Here is a 13,232-nt window from a genome sequence, read left to right as displayed (position 1 = left end):
CCCTGACGTCCGGCGCCGCCCAAATGGCGCGCCTCCTCCGGATCGGGTTCCAAAATATTCTTAAGCTGTGTTCATAAGCGCGCTTTGATCGACGTGCAACATCAGATAACGAGATTTCTGGCGAAAACCCGACGATTTTGCCAAACATTCGCCACCCGCCGCCAACCGCCCGCACCAACCGGGCGGAATGCATACGCCCGTGCCCACCATCAACCCGAACTTGCACATCAGCCCTGATACAACAACACTGGATTTTCCCGGCCATCCATGCCATATTAAAAGGTGAAATTTGCCAAGTCCTTGTTCGCGCGCGAAACTGTCGCGCCGAAATACTTGGAAATGTGCTGATTGTCAGCACCGCGCTTAACGCAGTCCGTCCAGGGAGGACGATTATGGATATCACCATTGGTGGTCTGTCATCCCAGCAATCCGGGGCATCAAGCCGCTCGGCACAATCCTATTTGCCGGGCCAAGGCGATTCTGAAAAAACCGGCAACAATGGCGCATCCGGCTTCGCCGCTGCGACGTCTGTGTCGCTTTCTTCTGAATCGGCCACCCGCCTGTCGGCGGACAATATCGTTGCCGCAATCAATGAAAGCCTGCAATCCACCGGCCTGTCGATCCAGGGTGTCAATCCCGACGATTACACGCCAGAAGGTGTTGCTGACCGCATTCTGGCCCGCGTTGGCGATCTGATTGCATCGAACGCAAGCTCCGAGGCCGAAGCACGCGAGATCTTTGATCAAGCCAGTGAAGGCATTCAGGCCGGTCTTGAAGATGCCCGCGCCATCCTTGACGGATTGGGCGCGCTGAATGACGAAATCAACGGCAATATCAACGAGACCGAAGAACGCCTCAATGAAGGCCTGCAAAGCATCGAGCAGCGCCTGACCGAGCTGTTTAACAGCAGCGCGTCAGAAGAAGCCGCCGAGGCCGCAACGCCGGAACGCGATGAACAGGTCCTGCAATCGCAGGTCACCCAGACCGCACAGGCCAGCCAAGCCTACGCCGAAGCAGGCAGCAATGCCCAGCGCAACGCGCCGCGTTACGGCACCAACGGCTAACCCTCCAAACATCTCGTTCGCGCAAATTAAAACCGGCTCCCTTGGGGCCGGTTTTTTTTCATTTGAAAATTAGTTGTGCACTTGGCAAAGCACATAATTTGCTGAGCTGCTTTTCAGGGTAGGGAAAACCTCGGTAAAAATCACACCGATTTGCTCCCGTACTGAGGGAAAAATTAGCGTGCCTTATCGGACCAAATCCCAGTAGATCGATTGTCTATTTATTCGGAAGAGCCACCCTGCAATACTATCTCCTCATGCTCGAATAAAAGCTTGTGAAACAAGGCACCTTTGTTTATGTTTTGTTCTTATCCTTTATCTGATGTCTGTGTTGAAATATGAAAACGTGTGTTGAGATTTGCGCTGGAGCTGGCGGGCAAGCACTAGGCCTTGAAAGTGCTGGCTTTGAGCCACTTGCTCTGGTTGAGATAGACTCCCACGCTTGCTCGACCCTCCGATTAAATCGACCAAATTGGAACGTAATTGAAGGTGACCTTGCCAAATTTGACGGCATCCCTTTTCAGGGAGCTGATTTGTTGGCTGGTGGGGTTCCGTGCCCGCCATTCTCGAAAGCAGGAAAACAACTAGGTAAGAGTGACGAGCGTGATCTCTTCCCTGAAGCGATAAGACTGGTTTCCGAGATCAGACCCAAAGCTGTCATGCTTGAGAACGTGCGAGGATTTCTAGACAATGTATTCGAAGAGTATCGTGAAGACTTAAAGTCCCAACTTCGCGATCTAGGATATCGAACTGAATGGCGCCTTTTAAATGCATCTGATTTTGGCGTATCCCAACTCAGACCACGAGTTGCAATAGTCGCCCTAAAAGACGACCTTTGGGAACATTTTTCGTGGCCCACTCCAGTTACAAAACGCCCACCAACAGTTGGTGAACTTCTGGAGAAAGAGATGGCTGCTTTTGGTTGGCCTCATGCGAAGGCGTGGAGCAAACAGGCAAATCAAATTGCGCCAACAATTGTAGGTGGATCGAAAAAACACGGAGGACCAGACTTAGGGCCAACACGCGCAAAGAGGGCATGGTTGGAACTAAACGTAGACGGTAAAGGCCTCGCCAATGAACCTCCGCATCCTGATTTTGAGGGCACGCCTAAATTAACAGTACCGATGGTTGCTCAGTTGCAAGGGTTCCCCAAAGACTGGAAATTCTATGGAAAGAAAACGCCTGCATACCGACAAGTCGGAAATGCCTTTCCCCCTCCGGTTGCAAAAGCTGTTGCATTGCAAATCAACAAGGCAATAAGTTCTGCAGGTTATGAAAAAGATCTGAGGATTGCCTGAATGAAGAAAGTCGGTGCTCGCACAAAGCTTAGACAACATTTCTTGAGCAACTTAGGCCGAGTTATGGGAACCGAAGAGCTACGCAACGTAGCAGGCGGGATTACTGAGTGGGCCCGGCGAGTTCGAGAGCTTCGTGACGAGGAGGGGTATCAAATCCTGACTCACAACGACCGCAGTGACTTGAAACCAGGCGAGTATCTGCTCGAAAACCCGAAGCCTCGGCCTGCCTTTGCAAGGACCATCTCTAAAGAAACCCGTGCGTTCGTTTTAGACAGAAATGGCTTCACTTGCCAAATGTGTGGAGCGGTAGCTGGCGAACCTCATCCATACGATGAATCAAGGAAAACGCGTCTTCACATCGGACATATCATCGACAAAAGCAAGGGTGGTAACGATGAAATGGCCAATCTAAGAGCTATTTGTTCAGTGTGCAACGAAGGTGCTCAAAACATCGCCCTTATTCGCCCGGATCTAAAACACCTTTTAGTTCAAGTGCGAAGAGCAACAACAGAAGACCAACTTGAGCTACTCAACTGGCTGATCCAGAAATTCCCGACACAAGCAAAAAGAAGCAGTTCAGGGTTAGAATAACGCATCTTTCTTACGACTTCCCATAATTACTTTTGAAGCACACGCTAGTGGATAGATCGACCTGTACCACTGGTAGGAAGTGTCGGCTTACTTACTAGGGTAACCTGACCCAAGAACGCACATGCCGCGATCTAACACTTGAAATAATTAGCGTGGAACATGCGGCAAGCTTCTCTGCATTCCATTTTATTAAGGTCTATCCGCGCCCAACACCCTGACCGGAATCACCATCATCAGCAACCCGAAACAGTTTTTGGCCGGCGGCTTGAATACGCGCAAACGCATCCTCCGCCATAAAGCCCGAAACAAAAGCCATGAAGGTCACAAGAAACGGGCTGATGTCTATTTGACCTGATCCGTCGGGTCCGCCCTGACTGACCATCAGTACGCCTGCCTCTGTACACAGGAAGATGGCCATGGCGGCGGCGACCCCCTCCCCGGTCATGACGAGCAGCCTTGCGGCGGGCTTCAGGCTTTTGCCAAGTTGTTCCCATCCCTGAAGCCGCGGCGTCGTTTCCGCCTGCGGCGCAGGTACTGCCTCCGTCGCACTTTGATCCATGGCATTGTGATCTGCGGCGTTGTGATCTGTGGCATTTTCATCGGGCGGTGTTTTGGGCGGCATTTTGGGCGTCGGCGGCTGGCCGAAATTCTGTCTGGTAAAGGCAACCACCGCCCCCAATCCGCCCGCCGCAACTGTGACCAACAAGGTCAGCATGATGGTGGGCAACTGGATCAAATAGGAAAGCATGTGGCCTACGGGGTGTTGAAACAGGGCAACCAGCGAAACCGTGTCCTGGCCAAACTCTTCGTCCTGACGCCTGATCTCTGCCTCGATCTCGGCCAGCTCATTTTGCAAGCTCGTTCTGAGCTTTGCGGCGTGCTGGTTTTCGGCGCGAATATTGGCCCATTCGATCTGGGCGCGTGCGTTTTTCTCGTCAAACCGGATCATGGAACTTCGGATCGCGTCGACTTGCTGGCGGGCGCGATCCATCAGGGTTTCCGGGGCTTTGTCGGTGAATTTCGGGTGATCAAGCAGGGCGTGAAGCCGGGTCATGATTTCGATCCCGTCTGCGCGACGTTTCCTGTCCGCATCGCTTTCCCCGAAGGGCACATCAAGCATTGGCGATCCCGCGCGGCCAAGGGTTGTACCGCCCCCGCCGACCATGCCGGTTGGCGCATCAAACAGCCCGTCGGTCGGCATGGCGGTTTGCTGGCTTGTAACGAATTGATGCGCTGCATTGAGCGCACTCAAGAACGCGCCTGCGAAGTCGGGATCAAATGCATCGCGATTGCTGGCAACGGTTGCGCCAAGCCGTGAATAGCTGCCAAACGCGCCCCACCATGCGGCAATCGCATCCTTGCGCAAGGCCAATCCATTCCGGGTTTCTTCAAGGGATCTGGTATCAATCGCGCGCATATCATCGCGCAAAATGCCGGCCTCTTCGCGCAAGGCGGCCTCGTGGAAGGCTTGCAGGACCAGTCGTTCCAACATGCCAGGCGATGACACGCCGAGTTCACGCAGCAGGGAATCGCGCTGAATATCGGCGGTAAATCCAGCGAAAAGCGTAATCACAAACCCGAAATAAAGCACACAGGTCAATCCGGCCAAGATGGATGACCCTGCCAACCGCCAGATGTTCAGGCCTTCTTGTGTTTCTTGCTCCATCGGGCACCCTCACGCGTTACGTCCCCTGTCGACGTGGAGCGAAAATGCCTGTGAGGGCGGGCGATATCGCGGGTTTAAGTTAACAGCCGCAAAACGGCTGTTTTCCATCCGTATGAGAGCCCCCTCTTTCGCGTAGGGCGGCATATTTATTATATTTTTCAAATACTTACTATTAAGAAGATTCTAATATTAGATATTGCAATTTAAGTTTTATCTAATTAACATTGCCTTCAGCCGATCTCAGGAAGAGGTCGTCCACGCCGCCACCCTTTATCTTTGCTTGTTCAGGTAGGAACTGCGTTATGGCGTTAAATATCATATCCGACCACGCGGCCAATCTGGCGCACCGCAATCTGGCGCGCGCAGAGGAGGCCGCGAACAGATCGCTTGCCAAGCTGTCATCGGGGAAACGTGTGGTCTCTGCCCGCGACGATGCAACGTCCATGGCCATCGGGGCACGGCTGAATTCAACGGCCTCGGCACTGACGGCCGGGATTGTCAATATCGGTCAGGGCAATTCGATGCTGCAGATTGCCGATGGGGCCATGGCAACCATCGGCGATGTACTGGTGCGCATGAACACACTCGCGGTGAAGGCCGCATCGGAAACCCTGTCGGAAGCTGAGCGCGGGTTGTTAAATGATGAATTCATTACACTGCGCGCAGAGATCAATCGCATTGCGGCCACGACCAACTTCAACGGCACCCAGCTACTGGGCGATGCCAGTGATGTGTCCCTTGACTACAGTGATTTGAATGCCGGTGGCTCTGCCGAGGTTCTTTCGGTTGCCAATGGCTTTTCCAATTTCACCATCACCGATGACAATTACTGGGCGCGTGATGCCAACGAAAACGGATCGGCGGATAATCAGCTTCGCTTTGATGTACTCAAGACCGGCGACCGCGTTCTGCTGAGCGCCATATCAAAAATCGACGGTGCCAGCCCGCACCGGACCCAAAGCATCGATGTCACCGATTATGCGTCCGGTGGCAGCAAGGCACTTAATGCCGGTCAAACACAGACACTCGAATTCGGGGATGTCGGTGTGAAAGTAAACCTGAACTTCAATATCGCGACCACCATCACCAACGCCCTGGCCCAAGGGGCCGATGGTGCCGGTGCCGATGGTTCAACCACAGCGCAGATTTTTGGCGCCAGCCCGGTATTCTCGGTTCTTGAAGATAAGGGCAACAAACTGCCGGACAATATCTATTTCCAGATTGGCGGCAATACCGTAAGCGACAAACTTTCAATTCCGACAACCGCGGTTGATGGTGCCGCCCTTGGCACTGGCAAAAACGGTACCAAACAAAGCCTTGATGATCTTGGCAGCAAGGCACTTGCCACATCTGCCAAAGCCCAAAGTGCTGTTGAAGCTGTCACACGCGCGATGGATGACCTGCAACGCGCCCGGGCCAATATCGGCACCAATCAAAACTGGCTGGACGCGGCACGTGAACGGCTTTCTTCCACACTTGAAAATGTCAAAGACGCGCGATCAAGCCTGCTTGATCTCGATGTTGCGATGGAAATGACCAACTACGCATCGAAACAACTTTTGGTCAAATCGAGTGTCTCGATGATGGCCCGCATGAGCGAAATACGCCAGAACCTGATACGCTTGCTGGCAGGTTGAAGAGCCACCTCTCAGCGAGTGTAGGAAGCCCCGCGCCCCGCGCGGGGCTTCTCAGCTTTGGCGCACTGCAAAACATCCTTTAACCGGTGGGGCTTTTACGTTTATGGTCGTCTAAACACCCAAAGAAAGACAGATCGGCCATGACCACCCCGACATCCGACAACACATCCGACACCGCCGCCGACAAATCATCCCAAACCTGGCAAAACCTTTCGACCGACTGGATCACCTGGGCCGAACGCCTGGCACCGGCGGCCGAAAAGATCAATCGCCACATGATCGAGGCCGCTGACCTTACGGGGCTTGCAGCTTTGCGTAATGGCGCGCCGCTTGATGTGCTTGATCTGGCATCCGGGGTGGGTGAACCGGCCTTTTCCTTTGCCCGTGCCTTGGGCGGCGGCACGGATGATAGCGCTAACATCCCCGGAATTGCGGGGCATGTAACTGCATCCGATATCGTTTCTGACATGTGCGATGCCCTGATGGAACGCGCCGCCGAAGAAGAAATTTCCAACATCAAGGCCGTTCCGGCCAATATGGAAAAACTGCCGTTCGGGGATCAGAGCTTTGACGTGGTGTCGTGCCGTTTCGGCGTGATGTTTTGCGAGGATCCGGACAAGGCACTTCGCGAGGCATTCCGCGTTCTGCGCCCCGGTGGCAAGGCGGTGTTCATGGTCTGGGCGCCGCTTGTGGACAATCCGTTGTTTGCCGCAATGGACGCGGTTCTTGGCAACATCCTTGGCATCGGCTTTGATGCCGCCGGGCTCGACCCATTCTGCTTTGGCGATGCCGATCAATCCATGATGCGCTTTGAGAAAGCAGGCTTTACCGGGATTGAAGCGACAACCCACAGCCCGGCTGGCCGTATTCCCGAAAACGCCCCGTTCTGGAAACCGCAAATGGACATGCTGTTTGGCAATGTCCTGCGCAAATCATCGGACATGGAAGTCGGCGCGATCAATGCGGCAATGTTTGAAACATTGGCCCCCTATATCGAAGACGGCCATTTTCAGGTCCCGATTTGTTTTCATGTACTTAGCGCAAAGCGCGCCTGATCCGGCCACCCCGTCTGATCACTGATTTCGTGTAAAACCCAAGCATTCCGGCGCCTCACGCATGGCCGCATGCGTGGATTTGTGCTTGCGTTTTGGCAACCGGCATGGCAAACCCCGCCCCCTTGGAAGGATGATCCTTCCCCTGTCGTAGCACCAGGTTAAAAACACGAAAGACTGATCATTATGAAGACGATTGTCGTCTGCTCTGGCGGGCTGGATTCCGTCACGCTGGCCTATAAGGTCGCGGCCGAGCACAAGCTCCATTCCCTGATTTCGTTTGATTATGGCCAGCGCCATAAAAAGGAACTCGATTTCGCCGCCCGTGCGGCGCGTAATCTTGGTGTCAAACATCACATCGTTGATCTGACCCCGGTCGGTGCGCTTTTGACCGGATCGTCGCTTACCAGTGATGATATCGACGTGCCCGATGGCCATTACGCCGAAGAAACCATGCGCATCACCGTGGTCCCGAACCGCAATGCGATCATGCTGGCTGTTGCCTTTGGTGCGGCGGCCAGTGCCGGGGCCGATGCGGTTGCCGCGGCCGTGCATGGCGGGGATCATTTCATCTATCCCGATTGCCGTCCCGATTTCATCAAATCGTTCCAGACCATGCAGGACCACGCCCTTGAAGGCGTCAAGGACGTCAAGCTTTATACCCCGTTTGTCAATGTCTCCAAGGCCGACATCGCGCTTGAGGCCGGGCGTCTTGGCGTGCCGGTCGATCTGACATGGTCATGTTACAAGGGCGGGGAAACCCATTGCGGACGATGCGGTACCTGTGTGGAGCGGCGCGAGGCGCTTGAACTGGCGCGCGTCAAGGATCCGACCGTTTATGTCGATCGCGATTACTGGAAACAGGCCCGCGCCGATCATATCGCGCGCAAGTTTGCCGAAGGCGAAACCGACGCCGCCGAGTAACTCCTTATAACTGCCTTGCTGTATGGATGCCCGCCTGCGCGGGCATGACGTTTGGCTGTTGTGTTGCCAAACGCGTACCGTCATTCCCGCGAAGGCGGAAACCCCGGGCCAAGCGCACCCTTCAGCAAGACAAGACGACACCGAAAGAAAACCGATGTTCACCATCACAAAACAATTCGCCTTTTCCGCAAGCCACAAACTCAGCGGCCTTGAAGAAGATCACCCGTGTGCGCGCCTGCATGGCCATAACTATATTGTCGAGGTGGAGCTTAAGGGTGCCGCCCTTGATCAACGTGGCTTTGTGCGTGATTACCGCGAACTGGGGCCACTCAAACGCCTGATCGATGACGAGTTTGATCACCGGCATCTCAATGAGGTTCTTGGTCACGATCACCCGACCGCTGAACGGCTTGCGCTGTTCTTTTATGAATGGGCGCATGATCGCTGGCCGGAAGTATCGGCCGTGCGCGTGTCAGAAACGCCGAAAACCTGGGCGGAATATCGTCCATGACGGTGCACGATCCCAAACTTGCCGACCTTCACGATGCGCGCGGTAAAATCCGCATTTCGGAAATCTTTGGCCCGACCGTGCAGGGCGAAGGTGCGCTGATTGGCATGCCGACGGTGTTTGTCCGCACCGGGGGCTGTGATTTCCGCTGTTCGTGGTGCGACACGCTTTATGCGGTTGATCCGGCCTTTCGCGCTGACTGGAAACCGATGTCCGCGACCGAGGTTCTGGATGCGGTCAAAAAGCTTTCCGGTGGCAAGCCGATACTGATTACGCTTTCGGGCGGCAATCCGGCGATCCAGCCGTTGGGGGATCTGATCGCCATGGGCAAGGACGAAGGTTTTACCTTTGCGATTGAAACCCAGGGCAGCATCGCCAAGGACTGGTTTGCCGACCTCAATTTCCTGACGATCAGCCCAAAGCCGCCAAGCTCTTCGACCAGTTTCGATAAGGATGCATTGCAGGCCTGTATCGAAGCAGCCCAGTCCGATGGCATTCTGAATGGTCCGGCCATTACCTTGAAATTCCCGGTGCGCGATGCCGCCGACCTGATGTTTGCCGATTATGTGAGGAACCTTCACATTGGCATTCCGGTCTGTTTACAGCCGGTCAACACAACGCCCGCGGAACCGCATCCGGATGGCGCAGACGGTGTTGATATCGACGGCCTGACCGAACGGTATCGCTGGCTGGTCGATGAAGTGGCAAAGCGCAAATGGTTTGATGTGCGCGTGCTGCCGCAGTGGCATGTGCATGTGTGGGGCAATCTGCGCGGGGTGTGAGCCCGCCCCGGCACTATGCCAGTGACGACAAAATATATTTTATCCGAAATAAGCGAGCCTTTCCCGCACGATTGCGCCAGATGAGCCGTTACAGGCTGTTTGGCATGTTTGCTATTTGCCCGCACGCGCACCACTTCCCCATTAGCGGGCGCGCTTTGCGCCGGCAAATAGAAAGATCACATCATGTCATTTCGCAGTTTTTCGACAAGCCAGGGAAAAGCGGGCTCGAAGCCGGATGCAAAATCGTCAGATAACGCGTCGGCCCCTGCCGCAAAGCCAAAGCCCGAAAATTCCCCTGCCGAAACCAAACCGACCGCGCATCAAGGCGCGAATGACTGATACCATGCTGGCGGAGGTTATCCTCCGCCATCGCCTTTCCTGGTCGAACTTACCGAAAATCATGAACAAGCAGGAAACGCCCGTTTCCCGCTTCATAAGGGGCTGGTGCCATGCAGCACAGCAGGATGACGCACAAAACCGTGACCTTTGCTCATCCGTTTCACTTGCGCGGACATAGCGATCTGTTTCCACCGGGAAGCTATGTCGTCGATACCACCGAAGAACTGATCGAAGGTGTTTCGATTACGGCTTATCGCAGGGTGTCGACCGATTTGCATCTGAAATACAAACATAACGGCATGATGGTTGATCGAATTCTTTCCATCAAGCCGGTTGATCTTGATATTGCCCTGACACGCGATGCAGATCCGGACCGCCCCGAACATCATTGAGCCAGCCTTCCTTTGAAATCCGCCGCATTTTATCCCGCGTTTTTCAAACCTGGATGGCGCACGTATTTGTGCGGAACGTTGTGTTTTGGCCGAAAACCCCCATATATAATGTATACACCGTGCCTGTTCGCAGGCAGGGTGACACACTTGGCGCCTGACCAATGATGCCTGTGCGTCCCGAGCATATGACACAGGTATCAGCGCTTTACCGAATGACCCGAAGAGATCGGGGATTGCGGATCTTAAGCCGCCCCAAAGGGGCGAACACTCAAAACAAAATCAGATCCGCACCTTCAAGGTCATCTTCCGGATGCTCGAAGGAGCCATGATCATGAGCATAACCCGCACAACCCATCGTACGGTGACGTTCTTTCATCCGTTCCACTTGCCCGGTCATCCCGGGTTGCTTTCGCCTGGCGAGTATGAAGTCGACACCCTTGAAAAGCTTGATCCCGATGCTGCAATGCGCAGCTACATCAAGCTGGAATGTCATGTCCATCTCTGGGCGAAGGAGGACATGAAGGATGGCATCGACGTCCTGATGGTCGAACCGCAGGTGCTTGAAGCCGCCCTTGCCCTTGATTCCGATCCGTTGCGTGAAGATGAACGCAATCAAATGATCAAATCCTTTGGCGGCAGGCCAACGGATAACGCTGCCGCCTGACGGCATGCCAAGCCGAAAGGTCGCAGCATAAAGCAATCCGGGCAGAGCACGTTATCAACTGATCGCGTCCCAACATCTCTGCCCTGCATAGGATCATGGATTTATGGCAACCAGAATACCGGTGTCAGCCACCCATGATCTTGCAGGATTTTGACACCTTCCAACACCGGAATGGCAATCCAGAACCACATCGCATCGCGGGTGGTGGCCAAAAACAGGGCCGGTCGGCACAAAATCTCTTTCTCGTCACGCCAGCGGAACCATGTCGGGCGAAAACGCGGAACCGTATTCACATAGCGTTTGAATGCCCGGCCAAACCGTTCCGCCAGCATGGCTTCCTCGCGCAGCACCACATGCCGGAACACCGCCCAGCACAAAACAGCCGATACCAGCCCGATGGCAATACTGCCGGTCTGGGCACCAGCACCAAATGCACCGATGAAGCTGAAAACATAAAGCGGGTTTCGACACATCGAATAAGGGCCGGACGTCACCAATTCGGTCTTTTTGCGCCCGCCAATATACAGCGAACACCACCCCCGCCCCACGATGCAGACCATGATCGCCATCATTCCTATAACCTGGATAGCGTGGTGCCATACACTGTTGCGATCAAATCCCGCGCGGGTAAAACAAACCAATGCCAAAAGCAGCACAACACCGACGCGAAGCGTCCATTTTCGGTAGCGCTGAATGCGCTGTAGATCTTTTGCCGCGTGCGCGTCTGTTGCAGAATTTAAACTGGGTTGAATGATAAAGCGTGGTTGCAGCATGTATGCCCCCTTGGGAAAAAGAGGCCACAGCATCCGCGATCACCCAATCTTTGGCGTCCAATGCTGTTGATCCGGTCCTGCAATTGGCGGTTCGGACGTCACCGACGCGGACAACACTTCCCGCCTTGCTGCCTCGCGAACCGCACTGGGTGTTTCACCCGTGATTTTCTTGAAGGCCAGATTAAAGGTCGATTTCGAATTGAACCCGACACTTAGCGCGATATCAAGAATGGTACGATCGGGTTCAAGCACCAGAACGGACCGTGCTTCACGGATACGCGCGGCATTGACGAAATCAAAGAAGCTTTTGCCGACATGATGATTAAGCACATAGGACAGCTGATTGGGTGTTATGCCAACCGCACGCGCCAGTTTCGGCAAGGACACCAGCGGGTCCAGCAGAATATCCCCCCGCGCCTGAATGTCTTTAAGGCGTGCTAACGCCCGGTCGACACCATCGGGATCAAGCAACGGACGCGGGGCAACAGCATCCGGCGCGCCATCATCGACCACGGGTGCTTTCGGGGGCAAATTTCCATCTGTTGAAGCAGCGCGTTCGCTCTGCAATTCGTCTGCTTCATCTGCGTCATCGGACATATCGTCGGATGGCCAATCGGGCATCACAAACAGCGCTGGCTGAGTTGCAATTTCATAGCTCATGGCGAACAGAACCAGTACCAGGGCGATCTCGCTGCCAAACAGTTCCGGGTTTTCTGGCAGGTAAAGACCAACGATCTTCCCAACGGCAACCGTGATGAAAACGAATGTCAGCCCGCCCAGCACAACACAGATCCAGCGCTGCATCACCTTGCGATCCGCGCCAAGCTGTTCTTCGGCTTGGCGCTGATAGCGCCATGCAATGCGCCACAACAGCACCAGATAAATCGCGATCTGCACAAAGATCGCCACCCAGCAAAAAGCTTCGACCAGTTCACCTGTGGTATATGCGCCGCTGCCAAGAACCGCGCCGCCGCCGCCATGGATTACAACCCAGGCAGTCAGGTTAAACACCACCAGCAGCAAAACAAAATGCCCCCACGGACGGCGGGACGGATTGCCTGAAATTTCACGAAAATACAGATAGATTGCCGGCCCAATGGCGAAATTGATTGGTTTGAAAAGCAACTCAAAGAAGCCGTTAAAATCGGCCGACACGAGCGGATCGGCGACATCTTCGATCAGGTTAAGCGCAACACCGGCAATAAACAGCATCATCCATCTGTTGGCCCCAAAGGCACGCGAACCTTCGGACCGCAGGATCAGACACAGGAACACCGCCTGCACCACGCCAACGGCTGCGACCACAACACTTACATAATGCGTCCAACCGGTCATTCCGGCGTACTCCTGATTTTTCAGATGGCTCTTCAGGCGGCGAACAATGTCCGGCCCGATCGACTATATCGTTTCAATAGACACAATCGGACACTATCGGCGTCCGATTATGCACAGGCGGACGCCGCCCGGGATCGAGTTTGCGAAAGTGATCACCCGATGGCCACAGATACCCCGACCCTGTGGCCGATCATCACAACAATCATGTTG

The 13,232-nt window shown here is 54.5% G+C and carries 13 protein-coding genes; 10 read left to right on the top strand and 3 right to left on the bottom strand.

Annotated elements, in window-relative coordinates:
* The first annotated feature begins 392 nt into the window (after positions 1 to 392).
* The 3 genes from AUQ41_RS08130 to AUQ41_RS08120 all read left to right on the top strand — a co-directional run bounded on the left by AUQ41_RS08130 (position 393) and on the right by AUQ41_RS08120 (position 2,950).
* The gene (locus tag AUQ41_RS08130; RefSeq protein ID WP_063087676.1) at positions 393 to 1,064 is read left to right on the top strand and encodes a DUF5610 domain-containing protein; all 672 of its coding nucleotides are present in this window, start codon (positions 393 to 395) and stop codon (positions 1,062 to 1,064) included.
* A 335-nt stretch (positions 1,065 to 1,399) separates the two neighbouring features.
* Positions 1,400 to 2,359: a DNA cytosine methyltransferase gene (locus tag AUQ41_RS08125; RefSeq protein ID WP_063087674.1), complete on the top strand. Its 960-nt coding sequence runs from the start codon at positions 1,400 to 1,402 to the stop codon at positions 2,357 to 2,359.
* Complete coding sequence (locus AUQ41_RS08120; protein ID WP_063087672.1) at positions 2,360 to 2,950, top strand: HNH endonuclease; 591 nt, start codon at positions 2,360 to 2,362, stop codon at positions 2,948 to 2,950. It begins immediately after the preceding gene.
* 196 nt (positions 2,951 to 3,146) lie between these two features.
* Here the strand turns inward: AUQ41_RS08120 and AUQ41_RS08115 are convergent, their stop codons facing one another.
* Positions 3,147 to 4,616, bottom strand: coding sequence for a hypothetical protein (locus tag AUQ41_RS08115; RefSeq protein WP_063087670.1), 1,470 nt, complete (start codon positions 4,614 to 4,616; stop codon positions 3,147 to 3,149).
* 302 nt (positions 4,617 to 4,918) lie between these two features.
* On the opposite strand from AUQ41_RS08115, the gene AUQ41_RS08110 reads away from it, so the two are divergent.
* The 7 genes from AUQ41_RS08110 (at position 4,919) to AUQ41_RS08080 (ending at position 10,914) form a co-directional block, all read left to right on the top strand.
* Complete coding sequence (locus tag AUQ41_RS08110) at positions 4,919 to 6,253, top strand: flagellin (protein ID WP_063087668.1); 1,335 nt, start codon at positions 4,919 to 4,921, stop codon at positions 6,251 to 6,253.
* A gap of 140 nt (positions 6,254 to 6,393) precedes the next feature.
* Positions 6,394 to 7,308, top strand: coding sequence for a class I SAM-dependent methyltransferase (locus AUQ41_RS08105; protein WP_063087666.1), 915 nt, complete (start codon positions 6,394 to 6,396; stop codon positions 7,306 to 7,308).
* Between the two features lie 183 nt (positions 7,309 to 7,491).
* A complete protein-coding gene (gene queC, locus AUQ41_RS08100) occupies positions 7,492 to 8,229 on the top strand; it encodes a 7-cyano-7-deazaguanine synthase QueC (protein ID WP_063087664.1) in 738 nt (245 codons plus the stop codon).
* A 154-nt stretch (positions 8,230 to 8,383) separates the two neighbouring features.
* The gene (gene queD / locus AUQ41_RS08095; RefSeq protein WP_063088030.1) at positions 8,384 to 8,740 is read left to right on the top strand and encodes a 6-carboxytetrahydropterin synthase QueD; all 357 of its coding nucleotides are present in this window, start codon (positions 8,384 to 8,386) and stop codon (positions 8,738 to 8,740) included.
* Positions 8,737 to 9,519, top strand: coding sequence for a 7-carboxy-7-deazaguanine synthase QueE (gene queE, locus AUQ41_RS08090; protein ID WP_063087662.1), 783 nt, complete (start codon positions 8,737 to 8,739; stop codon positions 9,517 to 9,519). Before queD ends, queE begins: the two co-directional genes overlap by 4 nt.
* 449 nt (positions 9,520 to 9,968) lie before the next feature.
* Positions 9,969 to 10,250 carry a hypothetical protein gene (locus AUQ41_RS08085; RefSeq protein WP_040823372.1) on the top strand — a complete coding sequence of 94 codons (282 nt, stop codon included), beginning with the start codon at positions 9,969 to 9,971 and terminating at the stop codon, positions 10,248 to 10,250.
* Positions 10,251 to 10,581: 331 nt separating this feature from the next.
* Positions 10,582 to 10,914, top strand: coding sequence for a hypothetical protein (locus tag AUQ41_RS08080; RefSeq protein WP_063088028.1), 333 nt, complete (start codon positions 10,582 to 10,584; stop codon positions 10,912 to 10,914).
* Between the two features lie 101 nt (positions 10,915 to 11,015).
* Here AUQ41_RS08080 and AUQ41_RS08075 read toward each other — a convergent pair whose 3' ends face one another.
* On the bottom strand, positions 11,016 to 11,687 hold the full coding sequence (locus AUQ41_RS08075; RefSeq protein WP_063087660.1) for an isoprenylcysteine carboxylmethyltransferase family protein: 672 nt from the start codon (positions 11,685 to 11,687) through the stop codon (positions 11,016 to 11,018).
* A gap of 39 nt (positions 11,688 to 11,726) precedes the next feature.
* Positions 11,727 to 13,022 carry an AraC family transcriptional regulator gene (locus AUQ41_RS08070; RefSeq protein ID WP_063087658.1) on the bottom strand — a complete coding sequence of 432 codons (1,296 nt, stop codon included), beginning with the start codon at positions 13,020 to 13,022 and terminating at the stop codon, positions 11,727 to 11,729.
* Between the last annotated feature and the right edge of the window lie 210 nt (positions 13,023 to 13,232).

Origin of the sequence: Thalassospira sp. MCCC 1A02898 (assembly GCF_001618185.1) — a bacterium.
Taxonomy (GTDB): Bacteria; Pseudomonadota; Alphaproteobacteria; order Rhodospirillales; family Thalassospiraceae; genus Thalassospira; species Thalassospira tepidiphila.
The sequence above is the reverse complement of the archived record's forward strand: the minus strand, read 5'-3'. Positions and strand labels throughout refer to the sequence as shown.

Bases quoted from the DNA above. Each gene is read 5' to 3' on its own strand.
- AUQ41_RS08130 (WP_063087676.1), top strand. From the start codon at position 393: ATGGATATCACCATTGGTGGTCTGTCATCCCAGCAATCCGGGGCATCA.
- AUQ41_RS08125 (WP_063087674.1), top strand. From the start codon at position 1,400: ATGAAAACGTGTGTTGAGATTTGCGCTGGAGCTGGCGGGCAAGCACTA.
- AUQ41_RS08120 (WP_063087672.1), top strand. From the start codon at position 2,360: ATGAAGAAAGTCGGTGCTCGCACAAAGCTTAGACAACATTTCTTGAGC.
- AUQ41_RS08115 (WP_063087670.1), bottom strand. From the start codon at position 4,616: ATGGAGCAAGAAACACAAGAAGGCCTGAACATCTGGCGGTTGGCAGGG.
- AUQ41_RS08110 (WP_063087668.1), top strand. From the start codon at position 4,919: ATGGCGTTAAATATCATATCCGACCACGCGGCCAATCTGGCGCACCGC.
- AUQ41_RS08105 (WP_063087666.1), top strand. From the start codon at position 6,394: ATGACCACCCCGACATCCGACAACACATCCGACACCGCCGCCGACAAA.
- queC (WP_063087664.1), top strand. From the start codon at position 7,492: ATGAAGACGATTGTCGTCTGCTCTGGCGGGCTGGATTCCGTCACGCTG.
- queD (WP_063088030.1), top strand. From the start codon at position 8,384: ATGTTCACCATCACAAAACAATTCGCCTTTTCCGCAAGCCACAAACTC.
- queE (WP_063087662.1), top strand. From the start codon at position 8,737: ATGACGGTGCACGATCCCAAACTTGCCGACCTTCACGATGCGCGCGGT.
- AUQ41_RS08085 (WP_040823372.1), top strand. From the start codon at position 9,969: ATGCAGCACAGCAGGATGACGCACAAAACCGTGACCTTTGCTCATCCG.
- AUQ41_RS08080 (WP_063088028.1), top strand. From the start codon at position 10,582: ATGAGCATAACCCGCACAACCCATCGTACGGTGACGTTCTTTCATCCG.
- AUQ41_RS08075 (WP_063087660.1), bottom strand. From the start codon at position 11,687: ATGCTGCAACCACGCTTTATCATTCAACCCAGTTTAAATTCTGCAACA.
- AUQ41_RS08070 (WP_063087658.1), bottom strand. From the start codon at position 13,022: ATGACCGGTTGGACGCATTATGTAAGTGTTGTGGTCGCAGCCGTTGGC.